The 21,915-nt window shown below is 31.3% G+C and carries 17 protein-coding genes and 1 other RNA gene; 8 read left to right on the forward strand and 10 right to left on the reverse strand.

Translation table 11 applies throughout. The annotated features are described in order from the left end of the window. Window positions 1-229: 229 nt before the first annotated feature. Window positions 230-2,698, reverse strand: coding sequence for a TonB-dependent receptor (locus KA468_RS05740; protein WP_291241983.1), 2,469 nt, complete (start codon window positions 2,696-2,698; stop codon window positions 230-232). 72 nt (window positions 2,699-2,770) lie between these two features. Continuing rightward, window positions 2,771-3,112 carry an ArsC/Spx/MgsR family protein gene (locus KA468_RS05745; protein WP_291241984.1) on the reverse strand — a complete coding sequence of 114 codons (342 nt, stop codon included), beginning with the start codon at window positions 3,110-3,112 and terminating at the stop codon, window positions 2,771-2,773. A gap of 57 nt (window positions 3,113-3,169) precedes the next feature. On the opposite strand from KA468_RS05745, the gene KA468_RS05750 reads away from it, so the two are divergent. Both KA468_RS05750 and KA468_RS05755 read left to right on the forward strand, forming a co-directional pair. Next, window positions 3,170-4,072, forward strand: a complete 903-nt coding sequence (locus KA468_RS05750) for a CPBP family intramembrane glutamic endopeptidase (protein ID WP_291241985.1) — start codon at window positions 3,170-3,172, stop codon at window positions 4,070-4,072. Continuing rightward, the gene (locus tag KA468_RS05755; protein WP_291241986.1) at window positions 4,072-5,103 is read left to right on the forward strand and encodes an AMP-binding protein; all 1,032 of its coding nucleotides are present in this window, start codon (window positions 4,072-4,074) and stop codon (window positions 5,101-5,103) included. The genes KA468_RS05750 and KA468_RS05755 overlap by 1 nt, the downstream gene beginning before the upstream one ends. A gap of 19 nt (window positions 5,104-5,122) precedes the next feature. Here KA468_RS05755 and KA468_RS05760 read toward each other — a convergent pair whose 3' ends face one another. The 5 genes from KA468_RS05760 to dnaX form a co-directional block, all read right to left on the reverse strand. After that, complete coding sequence (locus tag KA468_RS05760) at window positions 5,123-6,748, reverse strand: M1 family metallopeptidase (RefSeq protein ID WP_291241987.1); 1,626 nt, start codon at window positions 6,746-6,748, stop codon at window positions 5,123-5,125. A gap of 22 nt (window positions 6,749-6,770) precedes the next feature. Then, complete coding sequence (locus tag KA468_RS05765; RefSeq protein WP_291241988.1) at window positions 6,771-7,037, reverse strand: hypothetical protein; 267 nt, start codon at window positions 7,035-7,037, stop codon at window positions 6,771-6,773. Between the two features lie 352 nt (window positions 7,038-7,389). After that, window positions 7,390-9,018 carry a carboxyl transferase domain-containing protein gene (locus KA468_RS05770; RefSeq protein WP_291241989.1) on the reverse strand — a complete coding sequence of 543 codons (1,629 nt, stop codon included), beginning with the start codon at window positions 9,016-9,018 and terminating at the stop codon, window positions 7,390-7,392. 4 nt (window positions 9,019-9,022) lie between these two features. Continuing rightward, complete coding sequence (locus KA468_RS05775; protein WP_291241990.1) at window positions 9,023-9,550, reverse strand: hypothetical protein; 528 nt, start codon at window positions 9,548-9,550, stop codon at window positions 9,023-9,025. Between the two features lie 116 nt (window positions 9,551-9,666). Next, the gene (gene dnaX / locus KA468_RS05780) at window positions 9,667-10,752 is read right to left on the reverse strand and encodes a DNA polymerase III subunit gamma/tau (protein ID WP_291241991.1); all 1,086 of its coding nucleotides are present in this window, start codon (window positions 10,750-10,752) and stop codon (window positions 9,667-9,669) included. Window positions 10,753-10,961: 209 nt separating this feature from the next. On the opposite strand from dnaX, the gene rnpB reads away from it, so the two are divergent. From rnpB to KA468_RS05805, 5 genes are all read left to right on the forward strand, one after another. Continuing rightward, window positions 10,962-11,277: RNase P RNA component class A (gene rnpB, locus KA468_RS05785), an RNA gene on the forward strand. 109 nt (window positions 11,278-11,386) lie between these two features. Continuing rightward, window positions 11,387-12,031: a DUF47 family protein gene (locus KA468_RS05790; RefSeq protein ID WP_291241992.1), complete on the forward strand. Its 645-nt coding sequence runs from the start codon at window positions 11,387-11,389 to the stop codon at window positions 12,029-12,031. 9 nt (window positions 12,032-12,040) lie between these two features. Then, window positions 12,041-13,675, forward strand: a complete 1,635-nt coding sequence (locus tag KA468_RS05795; RefSeq protein ID WP_291241993.1) for an inorganic phosphate transporter — start codon at window positions 12,041-12,043, stop codon at window positions 13,673-13,675. A gap of 207 nt (window positions 13,676-13,882) precedes the next feature. Then, window positions 13,883-15,130, forward strand: a complete 1,248-nt coding sequence (locus KA468_RS05800) for a porin (RefSeq protein ID WP_291241994.1) — start codon at window positions 13,883-13,885, stop codon at window positions 15,128-15,130. Between the two features lie 142 nt (window positions 15,131-15,272). Next, entirely contained in the window at window positions 15,273-17,816 is a 2,544-nt protein-coding gene (locus KA468_RS05805; protein WP_291241995.1) for a zinc-dependent metalloprotease, read from the forward strand. 100 nt (window positions 17,817-17,916) lie between these two features. Here the strand turns inward: KA468_RS05805 and prfB are convergent. Continuing rightward, window positions 17,917-19,012, reverse strand: a protein-coding gene (prfB, locus tag KA468_RS05810) for a peptide chain release factor 2 (RefSeq protein ID WP_291241996.1) whose coding sequence is annotated in 2 segments (ribosomal slippage) — window positions 17,917-18,948 and window positions 18,950-19,012 — 1,095 coding nt in all. Because the reading frame shifts where the segments join, the coding sequence is not laid out codon by codon here. 46 nt (window positions 19,013-19,058) lie between these two features. Between prfB and KA468_RS05815 the strand changes: the two genes are divergently transcribed. Then, a complete protein-coding gene (locus tag KA468_RS05815; RefSeq protein WP_291241997.1) occupies window positions 19,059-20,084 on the forward strand; it encodes a GntG family PLP-dependent aldolase in 1,026 nt (341 codons plus the stop codon). A gap of 112 nt (window positions 20,085-20,196) precedes the next feature. On the opposite strand, the gene KA468_RS05820 is transcribed toward KA468_RS05815, so the two are convergent. Continuing rightward, window positions 20,197-20,919 (reverse strand): acyl-ACP thioesterase domain-containing protein, encoded by a 723-nt coding sequence (locus KA468_RS05820; protein WP_291241998.1) that lies wholly within the window; start codon window positions 20,917-20,919, stop codon window positions 20,197-20,199. Between the two features lie 40 nt (window positions 20,920-20,959). Beyond that, complete coding sequence (gene miaA / locus KA468_RS05825) at window positions 20,960-21,898, reverse strand: tRNA (adenosine(37)-N6)-dimethylallyltransferase MiaA (protein WP_291241999.1); 939 nt, start codon at window positions 21,896-21,898, stop codon at window positions 20,960-20,962. Window positions 21,899-21,915: the final 17 nt, after the last annotated feature.

A 21,915-nucleotide genomic window follows, 5' to 3' on the forward strand; every position in this document is an offset into this window, starting at 1 on the left:
ATGTTTGAATTTCAACAGTATTTAGGCTTTATACTTTTCTTAACCATTTTAACTATAGGTTTTTGGTTAATGTTTTTTCTTGTAGGATTTGTTCAATATTGGATTGGCGGATCATTAATAGAATTATACAAAGAAAAGAAAGCAAAAAAATTAGCTGAACAAGAAAAGTAATTTTCTTAAGTTAATAAAAAATCCCGATTCGTTCGAATCGGGATTTTTTTATTTTGTATTAGAATTCTCCGCCACCACCTTCTTGTTGTTCAAGGCTTTTTGGTTTTATTTCTTTTTCATTTTTCAATTTATTAAATCGGTAGGTAAACGAAACCGTTACTTGTCGAACTCTCCATTGCATTTCGCTATATGAATTTACAGTTGGTAATTGTAAATCTTGAATTCTTTTTCTTGAATTAAAAACGTCACTCACATTAAGTGAAATGGTAGCTTTTTCTTTTAAAACATCTTTACTAAAAGCTAAATTCATACTTGCAATTCCTAATGTTTTCCCTTGTGCTGTTTTTTGTCCAGCATTATACGTTCCATTAGTTTGCCAATCAATTTTGTAAGGTAAATTAATTTTAGACGTTAATCGAGCTGTCCAAGTACTTGATTTATAATTGAAATTTTGATTTACCAAAGTATTGTTAGAATTAATAAATTGATAATTTCCTTTGGTTTCATTATAAAAATAATTCACGTTAGAATTTAATTTCCACCATTTTTTTACGCTATAATTAAAGGTAACTTCCATTCCAATTCTATTATCTTCACCTAAATTAAATGGCGTATTCAAAATTACTGGAATTCCATTTACAAACTGTCCACTTTCTTTTCTAACAATTTGAAATGCATCTGTTGTGTGGTTATAATACGCAGAAGTACTTAATGTAATTTTGTCCCATTTTGTCAAATAGCCTATATCAAATGCGTCTGTAAACGAAGGATTTAATTTTGGATCTCCAATAAATAAATTGGTATTACTGGTATACGAAGAGAATGGATTAATAAATCGATCTCTTGGACGCGTAATTCTTTTACTATAATTTAAGGATATGTTAGAATCGTTATTTAATTCGTACGTTAAAAACAAACTTGGAAAAAAGTTATTGTAATTTCTAGAGTTTAAATCGTTTGTCAATAACTGATTGATTTCCAAATTGGTATTTTCCAATCGTAACCCTCCTAAAACAGATAACTTTTTAAAGAATTTAGTTCCTAATTGAGTATAAATAGCACTTACATTTTCAATGTACTCAAAATTATTCGTAAATCCAGGGATATTCGTGTAAGGACTATTTTGATTTACGCGTTCTAAAACTTCATAATTACTTGTAGAATTTGTATAACTTCCTCTGTAACCTGCTTCAAATTGGATGTCTTTGTTTATTGGTAAAACATAGTCAGCTTGAATTAAATTTCTACTTTGTCTACCAATTTTTGAGGTTTTTTCATCAGAAATAAATGTATTTGTTTCTAAAATACTTCCATAAATAGTTGAAAATTCATCTTCTTCATTTAAAGAAAAGGAAGCATCAATAGTTAATTTATGTCCGTCTTTTTTATATTTTTTTATAAAGTTTGAAGTAAATTCAACTGCTTCATTTCTACTAATAGATTCATTGTCTCTGAAACGCGTAAATAAAAAGTTACTTCTATTTAATGTATAATTTTTGTAGGTTACATCTTCAAAATTCTTACCATCGTTATTTCTATAATTGATGCTATTTGTCCAAGTTGCAGATTTGTCTTTGTTTAGAAATATTTCCATTCCAAAATTAGCATTGATTCCATCGCTAAATCTATTGGCCTTTCTGCGTTCTTCAATATATGTATTTGACCCAAAATTTTCTTGATTAATTTTGGTTGCACCTGGATTGTTTCTGTCATTATAAGCTAAAGTTGCAAATAAGTTGTAAGTATCTGATTTTGAATTGATATTTGCAGAAATACCTTGGTTTTTAGGATCTCCAGCAGTTACAATTACCGTTCCATTAACGCCTTTATTTTTTCCTTTTTTAAGGATAATATTTAATATACCACCACCACCTTCAGCATCGTATCTAGCAGATGGATTCGTAATTACTTCAACTTTTTCAATAGCGTCTGCAGGAAGCATTCGTAGGGCATCGGCAACATTTATGGCAGTTGAAGGTTTTCCATCAATTAAAACACGTACACTTTCATTACCACGCAAACTAATATTTCCTTCTACATCAACCGCAACACTTGGTATGTTATCTAAAACATCACTTACCGTTCCGCCTTTAACCATTAAGTCTTGACCAACATTATATACCTTTTTATCTAATTTAATGTCAACCGACGTTTTTTCACTTCGAATAACGACCGTTTCAATTTGATTCGAATCAGATTCCAAAGTGATATTTCCCAAATTAGTATCTGAAGCTATAGTTTGGTTTACTTTTTCTTGAGTTTTAAATCCAGGAAATTCGTATTTAAAATTATAAGTTCCGTTGTTTAATTCGATGCTAAAGTTTCCATTTGCGTCTGAAGTACCTCCAGTAATGATTTTTTTAGTATCCGATTTCGAAATCGTAATTACAGCGAATTCTATAGGTTTTGTAGTTTCTTTATCGATAATTTTTCCAGTAACAATTACTTTTTTTAACGAAATTTGAGAGATGGCTGTACTACTAACAAATAAGAAAGTTAGTAGCAGCATTGATTTTTTAAATAACATATTTTGTGACATTTTACAGTACAAATGTAGTGTTCTGGATTCAAACAAGTATTAAAACTATGTTAAATCATATTATAAAATTGTATTTATCAATTCCGAAGGTCTTGCAATTACGGCTTTTTCACCATTAATTACTATCGGTCTTTCTATTAGTTTTGGAAATTGCAACATCGCTTCAATAATTTCTTTATCAGTTAAAGTTTTGCCTTTAAAATTTTCAATCCAATCTTTTTCCTTAACTCTAATCAATTGTATTGGTTTGATTTTTAATTTTTTTATAATAGTTTCTAACTCAGTATAAGTAAGCGATTTTTCTAGATAATGTATCGTTTCAAAGGGTATTTTAAGGTTTTCTAAAAAACAAACACCTTCTCTGGATTTTGAACATCTTTTGTTGTGATAAATGGTTAACATAAATATTTTTTTTACAAAGGTAATAATTGTAATTTAGTGGACTTAAAAAATCATAATATGTATATTGAACAATTGCAGAAAATTAAAATAAGTTTGTGGTCTTACGCGGTTATTCCTTGTTTGTTTTTAGCTTTAATGATTGTAAATTATATTTCATCAGAAGGTGTTGACACCAATGCAATAATGAAAAAAATGACAAAAGAAATAGGCGTGAACGGCACTTTTGTAATGCTAGTAGCGCCATTATCATTTATGTTGTTTATAGTTTTATTTTATAACAAATTCATTCAAAATAATTCCTTACGCATATTGACCACATCTCGTCCAAAAATCGATTGGTCAAGAGTTTTTTTCTCATTTGGAGTTTGGGGAAGTATTACGATAATTACAACCATTATAGGTTATTATAGTGCTCCAGAAGATTTTGTAGTTCAATTTAATCCTGAAAAATTTGCTGTTTTTATAGTTTTAGCTGTCCTTTTAATTCCTTTTCAAGCGAGTTTTGAAGAATATTTATTTCGTGGACATATGTTACAAGGTTTAGGCTTGGCCACAAAAACAAGATGGGTTCCATTATTTGTAACTTCATTTTTATTTGGAATAATGCATATTGCTAACCCAGAAGTTGATAAAATGGGTATGATTATTATGTTTTATTATATTGGAACGGGGTTGTTTTTAGGAATTTTAACGCTTATGGATGAAGGCTTGGAATTAGCTTTAGGATTTCACGCAGCAAATAATTTAATTGGCGCATTGTTGGTTACTTCCGATTGGTCGGCATTTCAAACGCATTCTATCTTAAAAGATGTTTCTGTGCCAAGTGCAAATTTTCAAATTTTCATACCGATATTAGTGTTTTTTCCTATTTTATTATTTGTTTTTTCTAAAAAGTACAAATGGAATAATTGGAAAGAAAAACTTTTCGGAACCATAAAACCAATTCAAGTATTAGAATAATGAATCAAATTATTCATCCCGATTTTAAATTAAACGGAAAAAGTTTTACGTATATAGAACTTTTAGCCGAGGCTTTATATTTAAAAGAAAACGGACAATTATTTGAAAAAGCAATAGGGAATTTTCTATTGGATTGGATGAATAATGAATCCTTTATTATGGTTCAAACTTCTGGTTCTACTGGAATACCAAAGCAAATTGTCTTACAAAAATCGGCTATGATCGCTTCTGCCAAAGCAACAGGATTGTTTTTTAACTTACAACCAAAAAACACCGCTTTGTTATGTTTGTCAGCCAATTATATTGCAGGAAAAATGATGTTGGTTCGTGCTATTACTTTAGGATTGCATTTAGATACAATTGATCCAACAAGTGAACCAATATCTACAAAAAAGTACAATTTTATAGCAATGGTTCCTATGCAGGTGCAAAAATCATTATCAAAATTACATTTGGTTGATAACGTATTAATAGGCGGTACAAAAGTGAGTTATACTTTATCAGAAAGGCTTCTGAAAACCAATTGCAATGCTTTTGAATCCTACGGAATGACAGAAACCATTTCGCATATTGCCATTAAAAAAATAGGAGAGTTGGCATTTACTGTTTTACCAAATGTATCTATATCTGTAGATGAAAGAAGTTGTTTGGTGATTGAAGCATTAGAACTTTCTTTGGAAAAAATCACAACAAATGATATTGTAGAAATCCTAAATGCAACTCAATTTATTTTGAAAGGGCGAATTGACAATGTAATTAATTCTGGAGGTATTAAAATTTTTCCAGAAGAAATAGAAGAAATTCTTGCTAAATACATTTCAGTTCCATTTTTTATTGCCAGTAAACCGGATGAAGTTTTAGGCGAAAAAGTAATTCTTGTGCTTGAAGCCACTCCGTTTTCTATTGATAATAGCGTGTTTTCAGAATTATCAAAATATCAAATACCTAAAGAAATTCTGTTTTTAGAGTCATTTGAAAGAACAGAAACGCAAAAAATCAACAGAAAGAAAACATTGGAAAAATTAGCGTAAACAAATACTTTTCAATGGGTTATTTTCTTTCTACCTTAATGTAAAACTTATTGGTTTTTACAGAAATATCTTCCAATACTAACTTTTTTTCAACTTTTAGTTCTTGATTTACAGTAGTCACTTGTAAACGTATTGTTTTTTCGTTAATGATAATATCAACGGGCATTTTAAAATCGGCAGTTACATTTTCCCATTTATAATTCATTGTATTACCAGATTTTGAGAGTACTAATTTTGGAATTTTTGTAGTAGTTAAATACTGTTGAAATACCGAAGTTAAATCGATACCACTTTCTTTATTAAAGAAATCAATTACCGTTTTCGTATCTATAATTTGTTTTTTATACGTTTCAGAGTAATCGTAAAGTAATTTCCACCATTTTACATCATCATTAATAATATGTCTAATGGTATTCAGCATTAAGGCACCTTTGTAATACATATCGCCACTACCTTCTCGGTTTACACCAATTTGACCAATAATTGGACGGTCGTTTCGCACACTTCTTGATTGTCCGTTTACATATTTTAGGGCTTCCTCATATCCTTTAACGCATTCAATAAAAACGGTTTCAGTGTAGGTTGTAAATCCTTCGTGAATCCACATATCGGCGATGTCTTTACTTGTAATGCTGTTTCCAAACCATTCGTGTCCGGTTTCGTGAATCGTAATATAATCGAAAAACATTCCAGCACCCGTTCCGGATAAGTCCATTCCAAGATATCCTTTTTTATACTTATTTCCGTACGCCACAGCACTTTGGTGTTCCATACCTAAATAAGGCGTTTCCACTAATTTATACCCATCTTCAAAAAAAGGATATTTCCCAAATTTCGATTGAAAGCAATTCATCATCGGTTTCACATCATTATCAAAATGTTTACGAGCTGTTTCTTCGTTGTATCGCAATACATAATAATCTAAATCTAACCCTTCATGGTTGTCGTTAATATGGACATAATCGGCAATGTTTACTGTAATGTCATAATTGTTAATAGGATTTTTCACTTCCCAATCCCAACGCGTATAGCCGTCTTTTAAGTCGGTTGAACCCAGAAATCTTCCGTTGGAAACATTCATTAATCCGTTTGGTACGGCTACTTTTATGCTAGCACCATTATCTGGTTCATCGGTTTGAGAATCTTTACAAGGATACCATAAACTCGCACCGGTTCCTTGCACAGCCACACCAATCCAAGGGTTTTGCTTTTTATCTTTTGTAAAAACAAAACCACCATCCCAAGGTGCATTTTTAGCAATTATTGGATTTCCCGAATAGTTGAATGTGATTGTTTGAGTTGTTCCTTTTTTTAGTTCTTCAGGAAAATCTATGAAAACAGCGTTGAATTCTCTTTTGTAATTTAACTTTTTATTGTTCCAAACAATAGATTCAATTTTCATATTTTCAAATAAATCTACTTGAATTTTAGATGTGTTATCGTCAACTTTAAAAATGATTTCATTGTTTCCAATAATCGATTTTTCAATAGGACTAATTTTAATGTCTAAATTATATCGCAACACATCATAACATGTTCTTTCTTCACGAAGTCCGCCTTGAAGCGAATCTTTACGAGAAAATTCTTGCGCTTCGATTTGATTAAAAACGAATAGAAAAAGGGTAAATAGAAGTATTTTTTTCATAGTAGTGGAATAAAAAAATCTACTAATTAGTAGTAGATTTTTGTGTTTTGTTACGTTGTTTTATTATTAATTTGAATAGGAAATATATAAATAATATAACATTAAAAATCCACCAAAAATAATACCCAAAATAGGCTAATTTTTCTATAAAAGTCATGCTATTTAAACTAAAATATTCACCTAAACTTTCATCATAAAAATCTTCATAATTTAATAAAATTAATCCAATTAATAAATAGATAGCAACATCTAAAAATAATAATAAAAAATACAATAAAAACTTTTTCATTTTTTGTTAATTAATTCATTTAAAAAATCTAATATATAATATACTATTAATAATGTTATTATAAAAGTAAAAGTGTAAAAGAATAAATTAGGCGCATCATATAATCCATCTTTGTCATAAAATAAATTATATATTGATTCAAAATATGATGTTCCAATATAACCATAATCGTTAATTATTTCAAACTTTAGTAAAATTTTTTCTATTAACAATCCTAGAAAAAGAAAAGTAAACAAAGTAATTAAAACTGAAATTATTATGATTTGCTCTTTTTTTATCTTCATTTAATGGTTTTATTGTATGCTAAGTTCGTTGATGTTTTCACTGATAACTTATAACTGAACACTGCCAACTAAACCTGTATCACACCTAAATTAAATTTCTTTTCAATAGGCGAGTGGTTGGCGGCTTCAATTCCCATAGAAATCCAAGTTCTGGTATCTAATGGGTCAATGATAGCATCTGTCCATAATCTGGAAGCAGCGTAATAGGGCGACACTTGCGCATCATATTTGGCTTTAATTTTATCAAATAATTCTTTTTCAACTGCTTCATCTACAACTTCTCCTTTGTTTTTTAAAGAAGCAGCTTCAATTTGCGCGAGTACTTTTGCAGCTTGCGTACCACCCATAACCGCTAACTCAGCACTTGGCCAAGCAAAAATTAATCGTGGGTCGTAGGCTTTTCCACACATAGCATAATTTCCAGCGCCATAAGAATTTCCTACTACAACTGTAAATTTAGGCACAACAGAATTGGCAACTGCATTTACCATTTTAGCACCATCTTTAATGATTCCGCCGTGTTCCGATTTGCTTCCTACCATAAAACCCGTTACGTCTTGTAAAAAGACTAACGGAATTTTCTTTTGGTTGCAATTCGCAATAAATCGAGTCGCTTTATCCGCACTTTCCGAATAAATTACCCCACCAAACTGAATTTCACCTTTTTTAGTTTTTGAAACCAAACGCTGATTGGCAACTATTCCTACTGCCCAGCCCTCAATTCTGGCATAACCCGTAATAATGGTTTGCCCGTAACCGGCTTTGTATTCATCAAACTCTGAATTATCCACCAAACGTTTGATAATTTCATTCATATCGTATTGATCCGTACGTAATTTTGGTAAAATTCCGTAAATGTCTTTGGGTTCTAAAGCGGGTTTTGCAGGTGTTTCTCTGTTAAATCCAGCTTTGTCATAATCGCCAATTTTTGAAACAATACTTTTAATTCTGTCTAAAGCAGCTGCATCATCTTTTGCTTTAAAATCAGTAACACCTGAAATTTCGCAATGTGTCGTTGCACCACCAAGTGTTTCATTATCAATAGTTTCGCCAATTGCAGCTTTTACTAAATAACTTCCCGCTAAGAAAATACTTCCTGTTTTGTCTACAATTAAGGCTTCATCACTCATAATTGGTAAATACGCCCCACCAGCAACACAACTTCCCATAACGGCAGCAATTTGGGTGATTCCCATACTACTCATAATGGCGTTATTTCGAAAAATACGTCCGAAATGCTCTTTATCTGGAAAAATTTCATCTTGTAAAGGCAAATACACACCCGCCGAGTCTACCAAGTAAATAATTGGTAAACGGTTTTCCATAGCAATTTCTTGTGCTCTTAAATTCTTTTTTCCAGTAATTGGAAACCAAGCACCTGCTTTTACAGTTGCATCATTGGCTACTACTATGCATTGTTTACCTTTAATATATCCTATTTTTATAACCACACCTCCAGAAGGGCAACCGCCGTGTTCTTCGTACATACCTTCTCCAACAAAGCCACCAATTTCGATACTTTTAGCATTGCTGTCCAATAAATAATCGATACGCTCTCTGGCTGTCATTTTGCCTTCGGCGTGTAATTTATCAATACGTTTTTGACCGCCACCAAGTTTTACTTTTGCAAATTTTTGCAACATATCTGACACCAAAAGTTTGTTGTGGTCTTCGTTTTTATTGAAATTAATATCCATTTTTTTATAAGTCTAATTCGAATGTTTGTCTAAATAATTCAATGTTGGGATTTAACTCCTTAAAATGTTTGTATTTTTCTTCGTTGGTATAAATTACTTTAGGTTTGTAGGTTTCAATTACCGTTATTTTAATTTTCAAATCGTAATTGCGTAAATTTGTTTTTAGGTAACTAACCAATTCAGAGTTTGTATTTTCAAAATCTTCTTTAGAACCTTGATTTGGAAATTCTAACAATATATTCGTCCCCATTAATACAGGTTTGCTCAATCGCATATAACTTGCAAATAATTTTTTCCCTTTATTTTCTAAAATATCTATAAAATTATTCCAATGTTTTATGGCATCTTCCTGTGTGAATGGATCGGCTAAATGTTCGCCTACAGATAAAGTTTCTGATTTTGCTAAATTAGAAACATCTGCTTTTTGTTTTAATCCTTTAATAGATAAAGAAGAAATTCGATTACTGGTATCTATTGTAGGCGTAAGTTTTTGTTGTATTTGTTCAATTTTCGCTTCCACTTTTACTTCCATATTTGGAACTTCTTCTTGAGGAACAGCTTTTATTTCAGGTGCTGAAACAATTTGTGGTTGAATTGATATTTGTGGAGATTGACTTTTTTGAGTTGAATCAAAGAAAGTAGAAGGTATTATATAGTACTTAGCTTTTTTTTTTCGGCATCATGTGTTAATGAAGCCAATTGCATAAGTGTAAGTTCAACAAACAATCGTTGGTTTTGACTCACTTTATATTTTAAATCACACTCATTAGCAATAGAAATTCCTTGCAATAAAAACTCTTGAGAAGCTTTTTGTGCCTGAACAGCAAATTCTTGTTGGGTTTGCTCGCTGACTTCTAACAACGAAAGTGTAGCTGGATTTTTACAAACCAATAAATCTCTAAAGTGTGAAGCTAAACCAGCTATAAAATGATGTCCGTCAAATCCTTTCGATAAAATATCGTTATACGTTAAAAGTAATTGCGGAATGTTGTTTTCTAAAATTAAATCGGTAACTTTTATATAATAATCGTAATCTAACACGTTTAAATTTTCAGCAACAGCTTGACGTGTTAAATTATTTCCACAATACGAAACTACTCTGTCAAATATAGACAAAGCATCACGCATAGCACCATCAGCTTTTTGCGAAATGATACGAAGCGCTTCTTCTTCAAATTGCACATTTTGATTTTGAGCAATTTCCATTAAATATTCTTTGGTATCGTTTATAGTAATTCGTTTGAAATCGAATATTTGACAACGTGACAAAATGGTAGGAAGAATTTTATGTTTTTCAGTCGTAGCTAAAATAAAAATAGCATGCTTTGGTGGTTCTTCTAATGTTTTTAAAAACGCATTAAATGCCGAAGCAGAAAGCATGTGCACCTCATCAATTATGTACACTTTATATTTACCGGTTTGTGGAGGTATTCTTACTTGGTCGATAATACTTCTAATATCATCAACACCATTATTAGATGCGGCATCTAATTCAAAAACATTGAAAGAAAAATCTTCATTCGGATCATCGTATCCTTCCTGGTTAATTTTTCTGGCTAATATTCTGGCACAAGTTGTTTTTCCAACACCACGAGGTCCTGTAAAAAGTAACGCTTGCGCTAAATGGTTGTTTTCAATTGCATGCAACAAAGTATTCGTAATAGCAAGTTGCCCAATAACATCTTTAAATGTTTGAGGTCTGTACTTTCTTGCTGATACTATAAATTGTTCCATAACGTATTATTGATAGCAAATATAGATTTAAAATACGAAATGTCAAAAGTGAAAAGTAAAAAGTTATTAAGAATTTGTTAGTCATAAACTTTACAATACAGATTAAAGAAATTTATAAAATTTATATGATTTCTTTAATCTGTGTTTCTAAATTTAATTCAGAAAATCAATTTAATTCATAAAAAACGCCCAATTTAAATTACCTTTGCCAAGCAGACCGCCTTATCGCTTCTAATTTATTAGGAGAGGAAAGTCCGGACACCATAGAGAAGCATAGCGGGTAACGCCCGTCACTCCGATGTATCGGAGGAGGACAAGTGCAACAGAAAGTATGTACAGGTTAAGCTGTAGTGAAACCAGGTAAACTCTATGCGGTGAAATTTCAAGTATATCAGCATTTAAGGGTTTCTCGTCCGTTGTTGAAGGGTAGAAAGATAGATTCCGCGAGTAATTTCGGAACTAGATAAATGATAAGGGTTCCGAGGTTTCGGAATACAGAATCCGGCTTATAGGTCTGCTTTTTTTAAAAAATTGTTAAAAATTAGTTAACAATTAATCTACTATTATCAATTACATAACATTAATTTAACATTGTGTTTTTACATTTGCCTCGTAATTTTAACTATATAAAAAGATGAGCTTTAAAAACATTTTAAATTTTTTCTCTCCAAAGGACAAAACTTTTTTTCCATTATTTGAGGAAGCGACTAATAAGTTAACAAAAATGTCTGATGCATTACACGAAGGAGTGAATGCTTCTAAAGATGACAGAGAAAGTTATTTTAAAAAAATTGATGAATTATCTGAAAGCATTGAGAAAATTTCTCATAAGATGAATATCGAATTAAGTAAAAATTTTATTACTCCATTTGATAGAGAAGATATTCACTCTTTAATGACTACCATAGAAGATGTTGCAAGTAATTTGCAAGAAGCATCTAATAGAATTAGAATGTATCAGGTTGAAAAAATTACCAAATCAATCAGAAAAATCACAGAAATTAACCTGGAGGCTTGTCAGCTTATTATGGTTTCTGTGAAAGAATTGAAAGAAATGAGTAATTTCAAAAATATTTTTGAATCGGTTAAGAAAATAAACAAGTTAGATAGAAAGTCGGATTCTGTTTTTGAAAAAGCGATTGCTGATATTTTTGAAAACGAAACTGACGTTAAAAATATCATCAAATATAAAGAAGTATTAGCTTCTTTAGATAAAGCTTCAGATAAATGCAAGGCTGTGGCACGAGTATTAGAAGCGGTAGCTGTTAAACATTCTTAATTAAGTACTATGTTTACATTATTAATAGTAATTATAGTAATTGCATTGTTGTTTGATTTGGTTAACGGGTTTCACGATGCCGCCAATTCAATAGCAACTGTAGTTTCTACAAAAGTGTTGTCACCAACACAAGCTGTAATTTGGGCTGCCTTTTTCAACTTCATCGCCTATTGGGTATTTGATATGAGTGTGGGAAATACAGTAGCAAAAACAGTGGATGGTTCTGTAATTAATCTTTGGGTAATTTTATCTGGTTTATTGGCAGCAACAGTATGGAATTTATTAACATGGAAATTAGGAATTCCGTCTTCATCATCACATACTTTAATTGGTGGTTTTGCAGGTGCAGCTGTTGCACATGCAGGTTTCGGAGTACTGAATTTAGAATCTATTGGTTTTACAGTTTTATTTATTTTCTTAGCGCCATTTATTGGAGGTATTATATCTTTCTTTATTGCTATGGTGACGATTCAAAGAAGTTTCTTCAAAAAAATAAGTATTTCTATTGTTATTTCTGCGCTAACCGTTTATGTAACTTATGCGTTAAAAGATACTTTAGATATTAAACCAATTATGATTTGGATTATTGGATCTTTATTAGCGTTATTTATCATAGTATATAGCTGGTATGAAATCGTACACGGTAAAAATCCTTCGCATACTAAAGAAGGAAATATGTATAAAAAACTGCAATTATTATCTTCAGCTGCTTTTTCATTAGGACATGGTGGTGCCGATTCTCAAAAAGTAATGGGTATTATTTGTGCCGCTTGTATCGTTTATGCAAATGGTTATAGAACAAATCCTGATGCAAATATGCCAGACTTTGTTAAAGAACATAATCTTTTAAATACAACAGAAATTCTTCAAGTTGTATATAAAAATGATGAGGGAAAAATTAAGAAGTTTAAACCTGCGGTTGGTGTTTTTGGAAAAGATACTTTGTTTGTAGATGGTAAAAAAATTATTGATTTATCAACTGGCGAAAAAATATATGAAGATGAAAAATTAAATTCAAAGGTTAATGTTTCTACTAATCCTTTTTTATCATCATTAATTAAAGATAAAGTAGATATAAAAAACTTTGAAAAAGTTTCAAAAAAACTTACTAAATTAGAAGTATATTCGGATAAAAAAGACATCAAAGATGTTGTTACTAACGAAGTAATATTTAAAGGTAAAGAAATTAATCCTAATTACAGATACGCCAAAATCTTCTCAAAATATATTGACAAAGAAGGTAAATTAATAGAAGGTCATAAGTTAGAAACTAAGGTAACTAAAGACACGATGCCAACTTGGATTGCATTTGGTTGTTATTTGATGATAGGTTTAGGTACTTTAATGGGAGGTTGGAAAATCGTAAAAACGATGGGAACCAAAATTACCAAAGTGACGCCACTTGAAGGTGTTTGTTCTGAAACGGCAGGTGCTTTAACTTTATTTACAGTATCACAAATGGGAGTGCCGGTTTCAACTACACATACTATTACAGGTTCTATTATTGGAGTAGGAGCAACCAAACGTTTAAGTGCGGTAAGATGGGGTGTAACTATTAGCTTATTATGGGCTTGGATATTAACCATTCCTGTTTCGGCATTAATTGCAGCTTTGTTTTATTATATTACTACTTTATTTGTGTAATAATAGTATAATTTTTTATAAAAAAACCGTTTCATTTGAGACGGTTTTTTTTTGTCCAAAAAGAATATGTTAAGTTATTGTAAATTTTTATAAAATATCTTAAAGATAAGTTAATATAAAATGTATTTACAGTTAAGTTCTTAACATTAAATTTGCAATCTAAATACAATTAAACAACTAATTCTTAACATTGTAAAGTAAACACAAATGAAAAAATTATTCTACCTTAATCTATTTGTTTTTTTTATTTCTATTACATCATTTTCTCAAAATTCAGTTGAAACGCAATTGAATAATAAAGATTTCGTTGAAATAAAAAAAGAGGAACCATCAAAGAAAAAATGGTTCGATTTAATTAATATTAGAGGTTATGCACAAGTTAGATATAATAAATTATTAGAAACAAATTCTAATTTAGGTTGTGAGCAATGTGATAAATCTTGGGGAGGAAATAATAGTTTTTTTATAAGACGTGGAAGGATTATTTTTTCAGGACAAATACATGATAATGTTTATATATATATTCAACCAGATTTTGCATCATCTGCAAGTACTACAAACCATATTTTTCAAATAAGAGATGCTTATTTTGATTTATCATTAGATAAAGATAGAGAATATCGTTTTAGAATTGGACAAAGTAAAGTTCCATTCGGATTTGAAAACATGCAATCTTCACAAAATCGATTATCATTGGATAGAAATGATGGCTTAAATAGTGCTGTTTCAAATGAAAGGGATTTGGGTGTGTTTTTCTATTGGGCTACAAAACAAAAAAGAGAGTTGTTTAAGAAATTAGTTGATGATGGTTTAAAAGGTAGTGGCGATTATGGTTTACTTGGAATAGGTATTTATAATGGACAAACAGCTAATTCAATTGAAAGAAACAATAATCAACATGTTGTAGCTAGATTTACCTATCCAATTGAGTTTGATAACGGACAAATTTTTGAAGCGGGTATTCAGGCATATAATGGTAAATATGTTGTAAATACTTTAACTACTGGTGCTGCAAAAGCAAAATTAGAAAATAACAATCCAGAATATTTAGATCAAAGAACGGCAGCTTCTTTAATTCTATATCCAAAACCTTTTGGATTTCAAGCCGAGTATAACATTGGGCGTGGTCCAAGATATAACCCAGCTTCCAATACTATTGAAAATAGCCACCTTGAAGGAGGGTATGTATTGTTAAATGCAAAAACAAAAATTAAAAATAATATTGTATTTCCATTTTTGAAATATCACTATTACAACGGAGGTAAAAAACATGAATTAGATGCAAGAAGTTATAAAGTAAATGATTTAGAAATAGGAATTGAATGGCAACCTTTTAAAAGTTTTGAATTAGTTGCAGATTATACAATCTCATCTAGACGATATGAAGACGCTGTTTTATCGGATAACAAACAAACTGGAAGTTTATTGCGATTGCAAGCACAATTTAATTTTTAATAAAAAAAGCCGATTTTCAAAATAGAGAATCGGCTTTTTTTATGTTTCATCATTCGTTAAAATTAACAAAAAAAAATTAGCATTTAAGTAACATAAATGTATATTTAGAGTCTTATATACAACTAACCAAAAAAATAGCATTATGTTGAAAAAATCAATACAAATTTTATTTTGCTTTTTGCTTTTAGGCACCTTTGATAGTGTGGCACAAAAGAAAGACCAAAAAAGTAAAAATGCACCTGCAGCTCCACCAGCAGCAGACGCAAAAAAACCAGAGGCTAAAAAAGAACCTAAACCGTACAAAAAAGTAATTGACTCTACAGCCGTTACGCAAAAAGGTCTAATTGATGTACATAAAGTGGCAGACAAATATTTATTTGAAATTTCTGATGCTTTAATTGGTAAAGAAATTATGACCATTACCCGATATTCTAAAACTCCTGCTGGAGGTGGAATTTTTGGTGGGGAAGAAATTAACAGACAAGTTGTTCGTTTTGAAAAAGGGCAAAACAATACCATCATTTTACGTTCAATTACGTATGTAATTACGACTCCAGATGAAGATAAACCAATTACAAAATCTGTAAAAAATTCTAGTGCCGACCCTATTATCGGTATTTATGATATTTTGGCTTATAAAAAAGACGAAACTGGAAAAAATAATATCGCAAGCGTAATTGATATGAATGCGGCTTTTGATGCTGATTTACAAACGTTTTCTTTGAATTCAATTAATAAGCAAATGTTAAGTATTCAGGCATTTCAAAAAGACAAATCGTTCATTCAGTTTATAAAAAGTTTTCCAATCAACACAGAAATTAGAACTACAAAAACGTTTACAACTGTAGCACCTCAAATTTCAAGAAATCCGACACCTAAAATAGGCGTTGATTTTCCAGCTGCTCTTGATGCGGGTGTAGTGACTATGGAATTAAATACGTCGTTTATTTTGTTGCCAGAAAACCCAATGCGTAAAAGAACTTTTGACAAAAGAGTAGGTTATTTTGCAAATGGATACGATGTTTTTGAAGAAGATTCTCAAAAAGCAGATACAGATGTTTTTGCTGTTAGATGGCGTTTAGAACCAAAAAATGAAGAAGACGCTCAAAAACAAAAAAGAGGTGAATTAATTGAACCTAAAAAACCAATCGTTTATTATTTAGATCCTGCTACACCAGATAAATGGAAACCGTTTATCAAACAAGGTATCGATGATTGGCAAACTGCATTTGAATTTGCAGGATGGAAAAACGCCATTCGTGGTGAATATTGGCCAGAAAACGATCCAACTATGAGTTTAGAAGATGCGCGTTTTTCTGTATTAAGATATTTTGCTGCAGAAATTCAAAATGCATACGGACCTAATGTTCACGACCCAAGAACGGGTGAAATTATGGAAAGCCATATTGGTTGGTACCACAATATTATGAGTTTATTACGCGACTGGTATTTAATTCAAACGGCTGCAGTTGACCCAAACGCGAGACATAAAAAATTAGACGACAAATTAATGGGCGAACTAATTCGTTTTGTGGCAGCTCACGAAGTTGGTCACACGCTTGGATTACGTCATAATATGGGTGCAAGTAATGCCACTCCAGTAGAAATGTTGAGAAATCCTGAGTTCCAAAAGAAAAACGGACATACATCATCAATTATGGATTATGCACGTTTCAACTATGTAGCACAACCAGAAGATAATGTGAAAGATTTATTTCCAAGAATTGGCGATTATGATAAGTGGGCTATCAAATGGGGGTATTCATATTTTAAAGATGCTGCCGATGAAAAAGTGGAAAAAGCATTGTTAAATGAAATGACAAAAGACGCTTACAAAGACAGAAGACTATGGTTTGGTACAGAAACAAATCCATACGATCCACGTTATCAAACAGAAGATTTAGGAGATAATTCTATGAAAGCGTCAGCTTATGGAATTAAAAATTTAAAAAGAATTTTACCTAATCTAACGGAATGGAGTAAAGAAAACGGAGAAGACTATTCAGAATTAGAAGGATTATATAATTCATTAGTTGGACAGTTTAGAAGATATATGGGGCACGTAACTAAAAACGTAGGTGGTGTTTATGAAAACCCAAAAACCTATGATATGGCAGGAAATGCCTACGAAGTTACACCTTCTGCAATTCAAAATGAAGCAGTAGCTTTCTTAAATGAGCAATTGTTTAAAACACCGACTTGGTTATTAAATCAAAATATCATTTCTAAAATAAAAGGCGATGTTGGTGTGGATGCCATTAAAAGTATGCAAGATGCAACACTTTCAAGTTTATTATCAAATGATAGATTGGTTCGATTAATTGAAACTTCATCGTTAAACAAAGCCAATTATTCAGTTGATGAATTAATTTCAGATTTAAGAAGAGGTATTTTCTCAGAATTAAAATCGAATGCTGCTATTGATATTTATAGAAGAAATCTTCAAAAAGTATTTGTAAGTAGAGTTATTGATGTTGCCTTAGCTGATAAAACCGCTACAGGAAATTTTGATGGAAAAAGAATTAGTGTTTTAGATACCGATATTCCTTCTATTGCTAAAGGACAATTGGTGGAATTGAAAGCACAATTGAAAAAAGCAAGTGCTGTTTCAACAGATCGATTAACTAAATTTCACTTAAATGATTTGGTTGCAAGAATTGAAAATGCAATGAAACCAAAGCAATAAATTTCGACCTGTTAAACTTTTAAACTCGACCTGTCGAGTTGTTTAATTCGACCTGTTAAGTTTTACAACTCGACAGGTCGAATTTTTTTGGTCTAATTTGTTAGTCTTCTTTTTGTCCCATCATCATTAAATAGGCCTTTAAAAACCCATCAATTTCGCCGTTTAATACGGCTTCAGAATCGGAAGTTTCAAATCCGGAACGCACATCTTTAATTAATTTGTACGGATGTAAAACGTAGTTTCTAATTTGTGAACCCCATTCAATTTTCATCTTACCGGCTTCAATGTCGTCCCGTTGTGCCAATTGTTTCTTCAACTCAATTTCGTATAATTGCGATTTTAACATTTGTAAGGCACGCGACCTATTGTCGTGTTGCGAACGGGTTTCGGAACATTGAATCTGAATTCCAGAAGGTTTATGATATAATTGAACCTTAGTTTCTACTTTATTTACATTTTGACCACCAGCTCCACTTGAACGAGCGGTGGTAATTTCAATATCTGCAGGGTTAATTTCAATTTCAATGGTATCATCAACCAAAGGATACACATATACTGAAGCAAATGAAGTATGGCGCTTAGCATTACTATCAAAAGGTGAAATTCGTACCAAACGATGCACGCCATTTTCTCCTTTTAAATATCCAAAAGCAAAATCGCCTTCAATTTCCAATGTTACGGTTTTTATACCCGCAGCATCGCCTTCTTGATAATTTAATTCTTTTACTTTATACCCTTGTTTTTCAGCCCACATTAAGTACATTCGCATCATCATACTTGCCCAATCGCAACTTTCAGTTCCACCTGCACCAGCGGTAATTTGAAGCACAGCACTTAAATTATCGCCTTCTTCCGAAAGCATATTTCTAAATTCTAAATCTTCAATATGGTTGATTGTTTTCTCAAAAATAGCATCTAATTCTTCTTCCGAAACGGCATCTTCTTTATAAAAATCATAAGTCAGTTGCAATTCTTCAGCTAAATCTTCACAATTGCTGTAGTCGTCTACCCATTTCTTTTTCGAACGTAAATTTCGAACAACAATTTCCGCTTGTTTAGCATTGTTCCAAAAGTCGGGAGCAAAGGTTTTTTCTTCTTCGTTAGATATTTCTACAAGCTTGGCATCAACGTCAAAGATACCTCCTTAACGCACCAAGGCGATTAATAATGTCTTTTATTTGTTCGGTATTTACCATTTTATTTGTAATTTTACAGAACAAAAATAGACTATTTATACGATTTATGGAAATTAATTTATTCAGCGATACGGTTACCAAGCCCACTCCAGAAATGTTACAATATATGTTTAACGCGAAAGTGGGTGATGATGTTTTTAAACAAGATCCGACAGTTAATGAATTGGAAGCGTCTTTAGCTGATTTATTTGGCAAAGAAGCCGCTTTGTTTTTCCCTTCCGGTACGATGGCAAATCAAACCGCTATAAAATTACACACAAATCCAGGTGACGAATTAATTTGCGATAAATGGGGACACGTTTTTTTATACGAAGCGGGTGGAGTAGCTTTTAACAGCGGTGTTTCTTGTAATTTAATTGATGGTGAAAGAGGTATGATTAGCGCCGAACAAGTAGAAAACGCTATAAATGATCCTGAGTTTTATCACGCACCAATGACGAAATTAGTTTGTGTAGAAAACACAACAAACAAAGGTGGCGGCGCTTGTTATGATATAGAAGAATTAAAGAAAATAAAAGAAGTTTGCACAAAACATAATTTGAAATTTCATTTAGACGGCGCTCGACTTTGGAATGCTTTAGTTGCAAAAAAGCAACATCCAAAAGTATATGGCGAATTGTTTGATACCATTTCAGTCTGTTTATCTAAAGGTTTAGGCGCACCTGTTGGCTCGGTGTTGTTAGGTACGAAAGATGATATGAAACGCGCGCTTCGAATTCGTAAAATATTTGGTGGCGGTATGCGTCAAGCAGGTTATTTAGCTGCAGCTGGAATGTATGCGTTACAAAATAACATTACTCGATTAGAAGAAGACCATAAAAAAGCAAAAGAATTAGGCAGTGTTTTAGAAACGCTACCTTTTATTTATAAAGTAGAACCTATTGAAACCAATATTGTTATTTTTAAACTGAAAAGTGATGTCAATGAAACGCAGTTTATTGATAAGTTGAAAGAGAAAAACATCAATATCAGCAATATGGGACAAGGTAAATTACGAATGGTTACTCACTTGGATTACAAACAAGTAATGCACGATTATGTAATGGAAACGTTGAGTAAAATAAATTTTTGATTAAACACATAGGAACATAGTTTTATTCTAAAAACATTTGACTTAGGTTTACATAGCTATGTTTTCTTAATAATAAAACACTTAAAAACTACTATGTTCCTATTTGTTTATTTTACTTCTCAATCTCCAAAGCAAAACAGCTTTTTCCCTCTTTAGTAATTAAGAATGAATTTTCATTGTGTTGAATATCAATCTCGTCATTATAATTTAATTCTTGTAAGTAGTTTAAGTTTAGCGCTTTAATTGAATTACTCAATACCATTTCTACGTTAGCTACATCCAAACACCATTCTAAATATTTAACATTATTGGCGTGATTAACAATATCAATATCCGATAAAAGAATTCTTCTTTCGTTTTTATGTGTAAATACTTCCGGAATTGTTATTTTCTGAATGGGTTGTGCAATACTATCGGTATCATATTTTTCAAAATGCGAATGCGGTAATGCTAAATTATCTGGTCGTCTGGTAGTTGTATTTATTACCACCCAAAAAGTTTCGCAGCCTATTAATTTTTCATCATTCAAATACATTTCTAAACAACGAATGGAGCGCGAATTTTCTAAGGTTTTAATCCAGGTTTTAATTCTAATAGTATCTTTCCATTTTGGTAATTTTGATATTTCAATTCGCATTCTACTCAACACCCAAGCTTGGTTATGTTGCTGCATATCTAAATAACTAATGCCACCTAAGTCGGCGTGAATGCCCGCAACTATTTGAAATAAATTACAAATTTCGGTATGTTTTAAAAAACCGTTAGGGTAGCAATGTTGAAAACCAATTTCAAAATTTTGTTTGTAAATAGAGGTAAATTCTGTAGAAATTGGCATTTGATTTACGATTTGAGATTAACGATTTACGAATTGGGATTTACCTATTTTGGATTTTTGAATTTATAATTTCAATAATTTTATTTCTATCTGTTTCAAAATCAAACCAGATAGTATTTTCTGTACGCTTAAACCAAGTCATTTGACGTTTTGCAAATCGGCGTGTGTTTTGTTTTATTTCCTCAAAGGCAAAACCTAAATTATCAAACAAATCAGTTTCTTCATTGTAATGTGCAAATAACTCTTGATAACCAACTGTTTTTAAAGGGTATAAATTTCTATGTTTATATAAAGGTTTTACTTCTTCAAGCAAACCACCAAGCATCATTATGTCAACACGTTGATTTATTCTATTGTACATAATTTCTCTATCCGATTCTAAACCAATAACAATAGGAGTGAAGTTTCTCTGTTTTTTTTCCTTTTTTATAAAAGAAATATAAGGTTTTCCAGTTCCAATACAAACTTCAACAAACCGCATTAACCGTTGCGGATTTTTCAATGTTTGTGCATTGTTTTCTAGCAAGAAATTATAATAATTTATATCTAATTCTTTTAGAGTGTCTTGAAGATAAGAAATTCCTTTTTCTTCATAATTTTTTTTAATTTCAGAACGAACACCTTCTTCAATATCCGGAAATTCGTCAAAACCTTTTAAAACAGCATCTACATATAAACCAGAACCACCCACCATAATTTGGATGTTGTTTTTAGTAAAAAGTGCGTCTAATTTTTCAAGTGCTTCTTTTTCAAAATCACCGACAGAATAGTGTTCTAAAATCGATTTATTTTGAATAAAATGATGAGGTGCTGCGGCTAATTCATCATCCGAAGGCACAGCTGTACCAATTTTCATTTCTTTAAAAAATTGTCGACTATCGCACGAAATGATTTCGCAACCAAAATGTTGTGCCAAAGCAATACTTAAGGATGTTTTTCCAATAGCAGTGGGTCCGATAATAGTAATGAGATAGTTCAATTTTTAAGAAAATAAAT

The sequence above is a fragment of the Flavobacterium sp. genome (assembly GCF_017985075.1).
Taxonomy (GTDB): Bacteria; Bacteroidota; Bacteroidia; order Flavobacteriales; family Flavobacteriaceae; genus Flavobacterium.

Bases quoted from the DNA above. Each gene is read 5' to 3' on its own strand.
- KA468_RS05775 (WP_291241990.1), bottom strand. From the start codon at position 9,550: ATGGAAGTAAAAGTGGAAGCGAAAATTGAACAAATACAACAAAAACTT.
- KA468_RS05795 (WP_291241993.1), top strand. From the start codon at position 12,041: ATGTTTACATTATTAATAGTAATTATAGTAATTGCATTGTTGTTTGAT.
- KA468_RS05800 (WP_291241994.1), top strand. From the start codon at position 13,883: ATGAAAAAATTATTCTACCTTAATCTATTTGTTTTTTTTATTTCTATT.
- dnaX (WP_291241991.1), bottom strand. From the start codon at position 10,752: ATGGAACAATTTATAGTATCAGCAAGAAAGTACAGACCTCAAACATTT.
- KA468_RS05790 (WP_291241992.1), top strand. From the start codon at position 11,387: ATGAGCTTTAAAAACATTTTAAATTTTTTCTCTCCAAAGGACAAAACT.
- KA468_RS05765 (WP_291241988.1), bottom strand. From the start codon at position 7,037: ATGAAAAAGTTTTTATTGTATTTTTTATTATTATTTTTAGATGTTGCT.
- KA468_RS05820 (WP_291241998.1), bottom strand. From the start codon at position 20,919: ATGCCAATTTCTACAGAATTTACCTCTATTTACAAACAAAATTTTGAA.
- KA468_RS05745 (WP_291241984.1), bottom strand. From the start codon at position 3,112: ATGTTAACCATTTATCACAACAAAAGATGTTCAAAATCCAGAGAAGGT.
- KA468_RS05770 (WP_291241989.1), bottom strand. From the start codon at position 9,018: ATGGATATTAATTTCAATAAAAACGAAGACCACAACAAACTTTTGGTG.
- KA468_RS05760 (WP_291241987.1), bottom strand. From the start codon at position 6,748: ATGAAAAAAATACTTCTATTTACCCTTTTTCTATTCGTTTTTAATCAA.
- KA468_RS05755 (WP_291241986.1), top strand. From the start codon at position 4,072: ATGAATCAAATTATTCATCCCGATTTTAAATTAAACGGAAAAAGTTTT.
- KA468_RS05750 (WP_291241985.1), top strand. From the start codon at position 3,170: ATGTATATTGAACAATTGCAGAAAATTAAAATAAGTTTGTGGTCTTAC.
- KA468_RS05740 (WP_291241983.1), bottom strand. From the start codon at position 2,698: ATGTTATTTAAAAAATCAATGCTGCTACTAACTTTCTTATTTGTTAGT.
- KA468_RS05815 (WP_291241997.1), top strand. From the start codon at position 19,059: ATGGAAATTAATTTATTCAGCGATACGGTTACCAAGCCCACTCCAGAA.
- KA468_RS05805 (WP_291241995.1), top strand. From the start codon at position 15,273: ATGTTGAAAAAATCAATACAAATTTTATTTTGCTTTTTGCTTTTAGGC.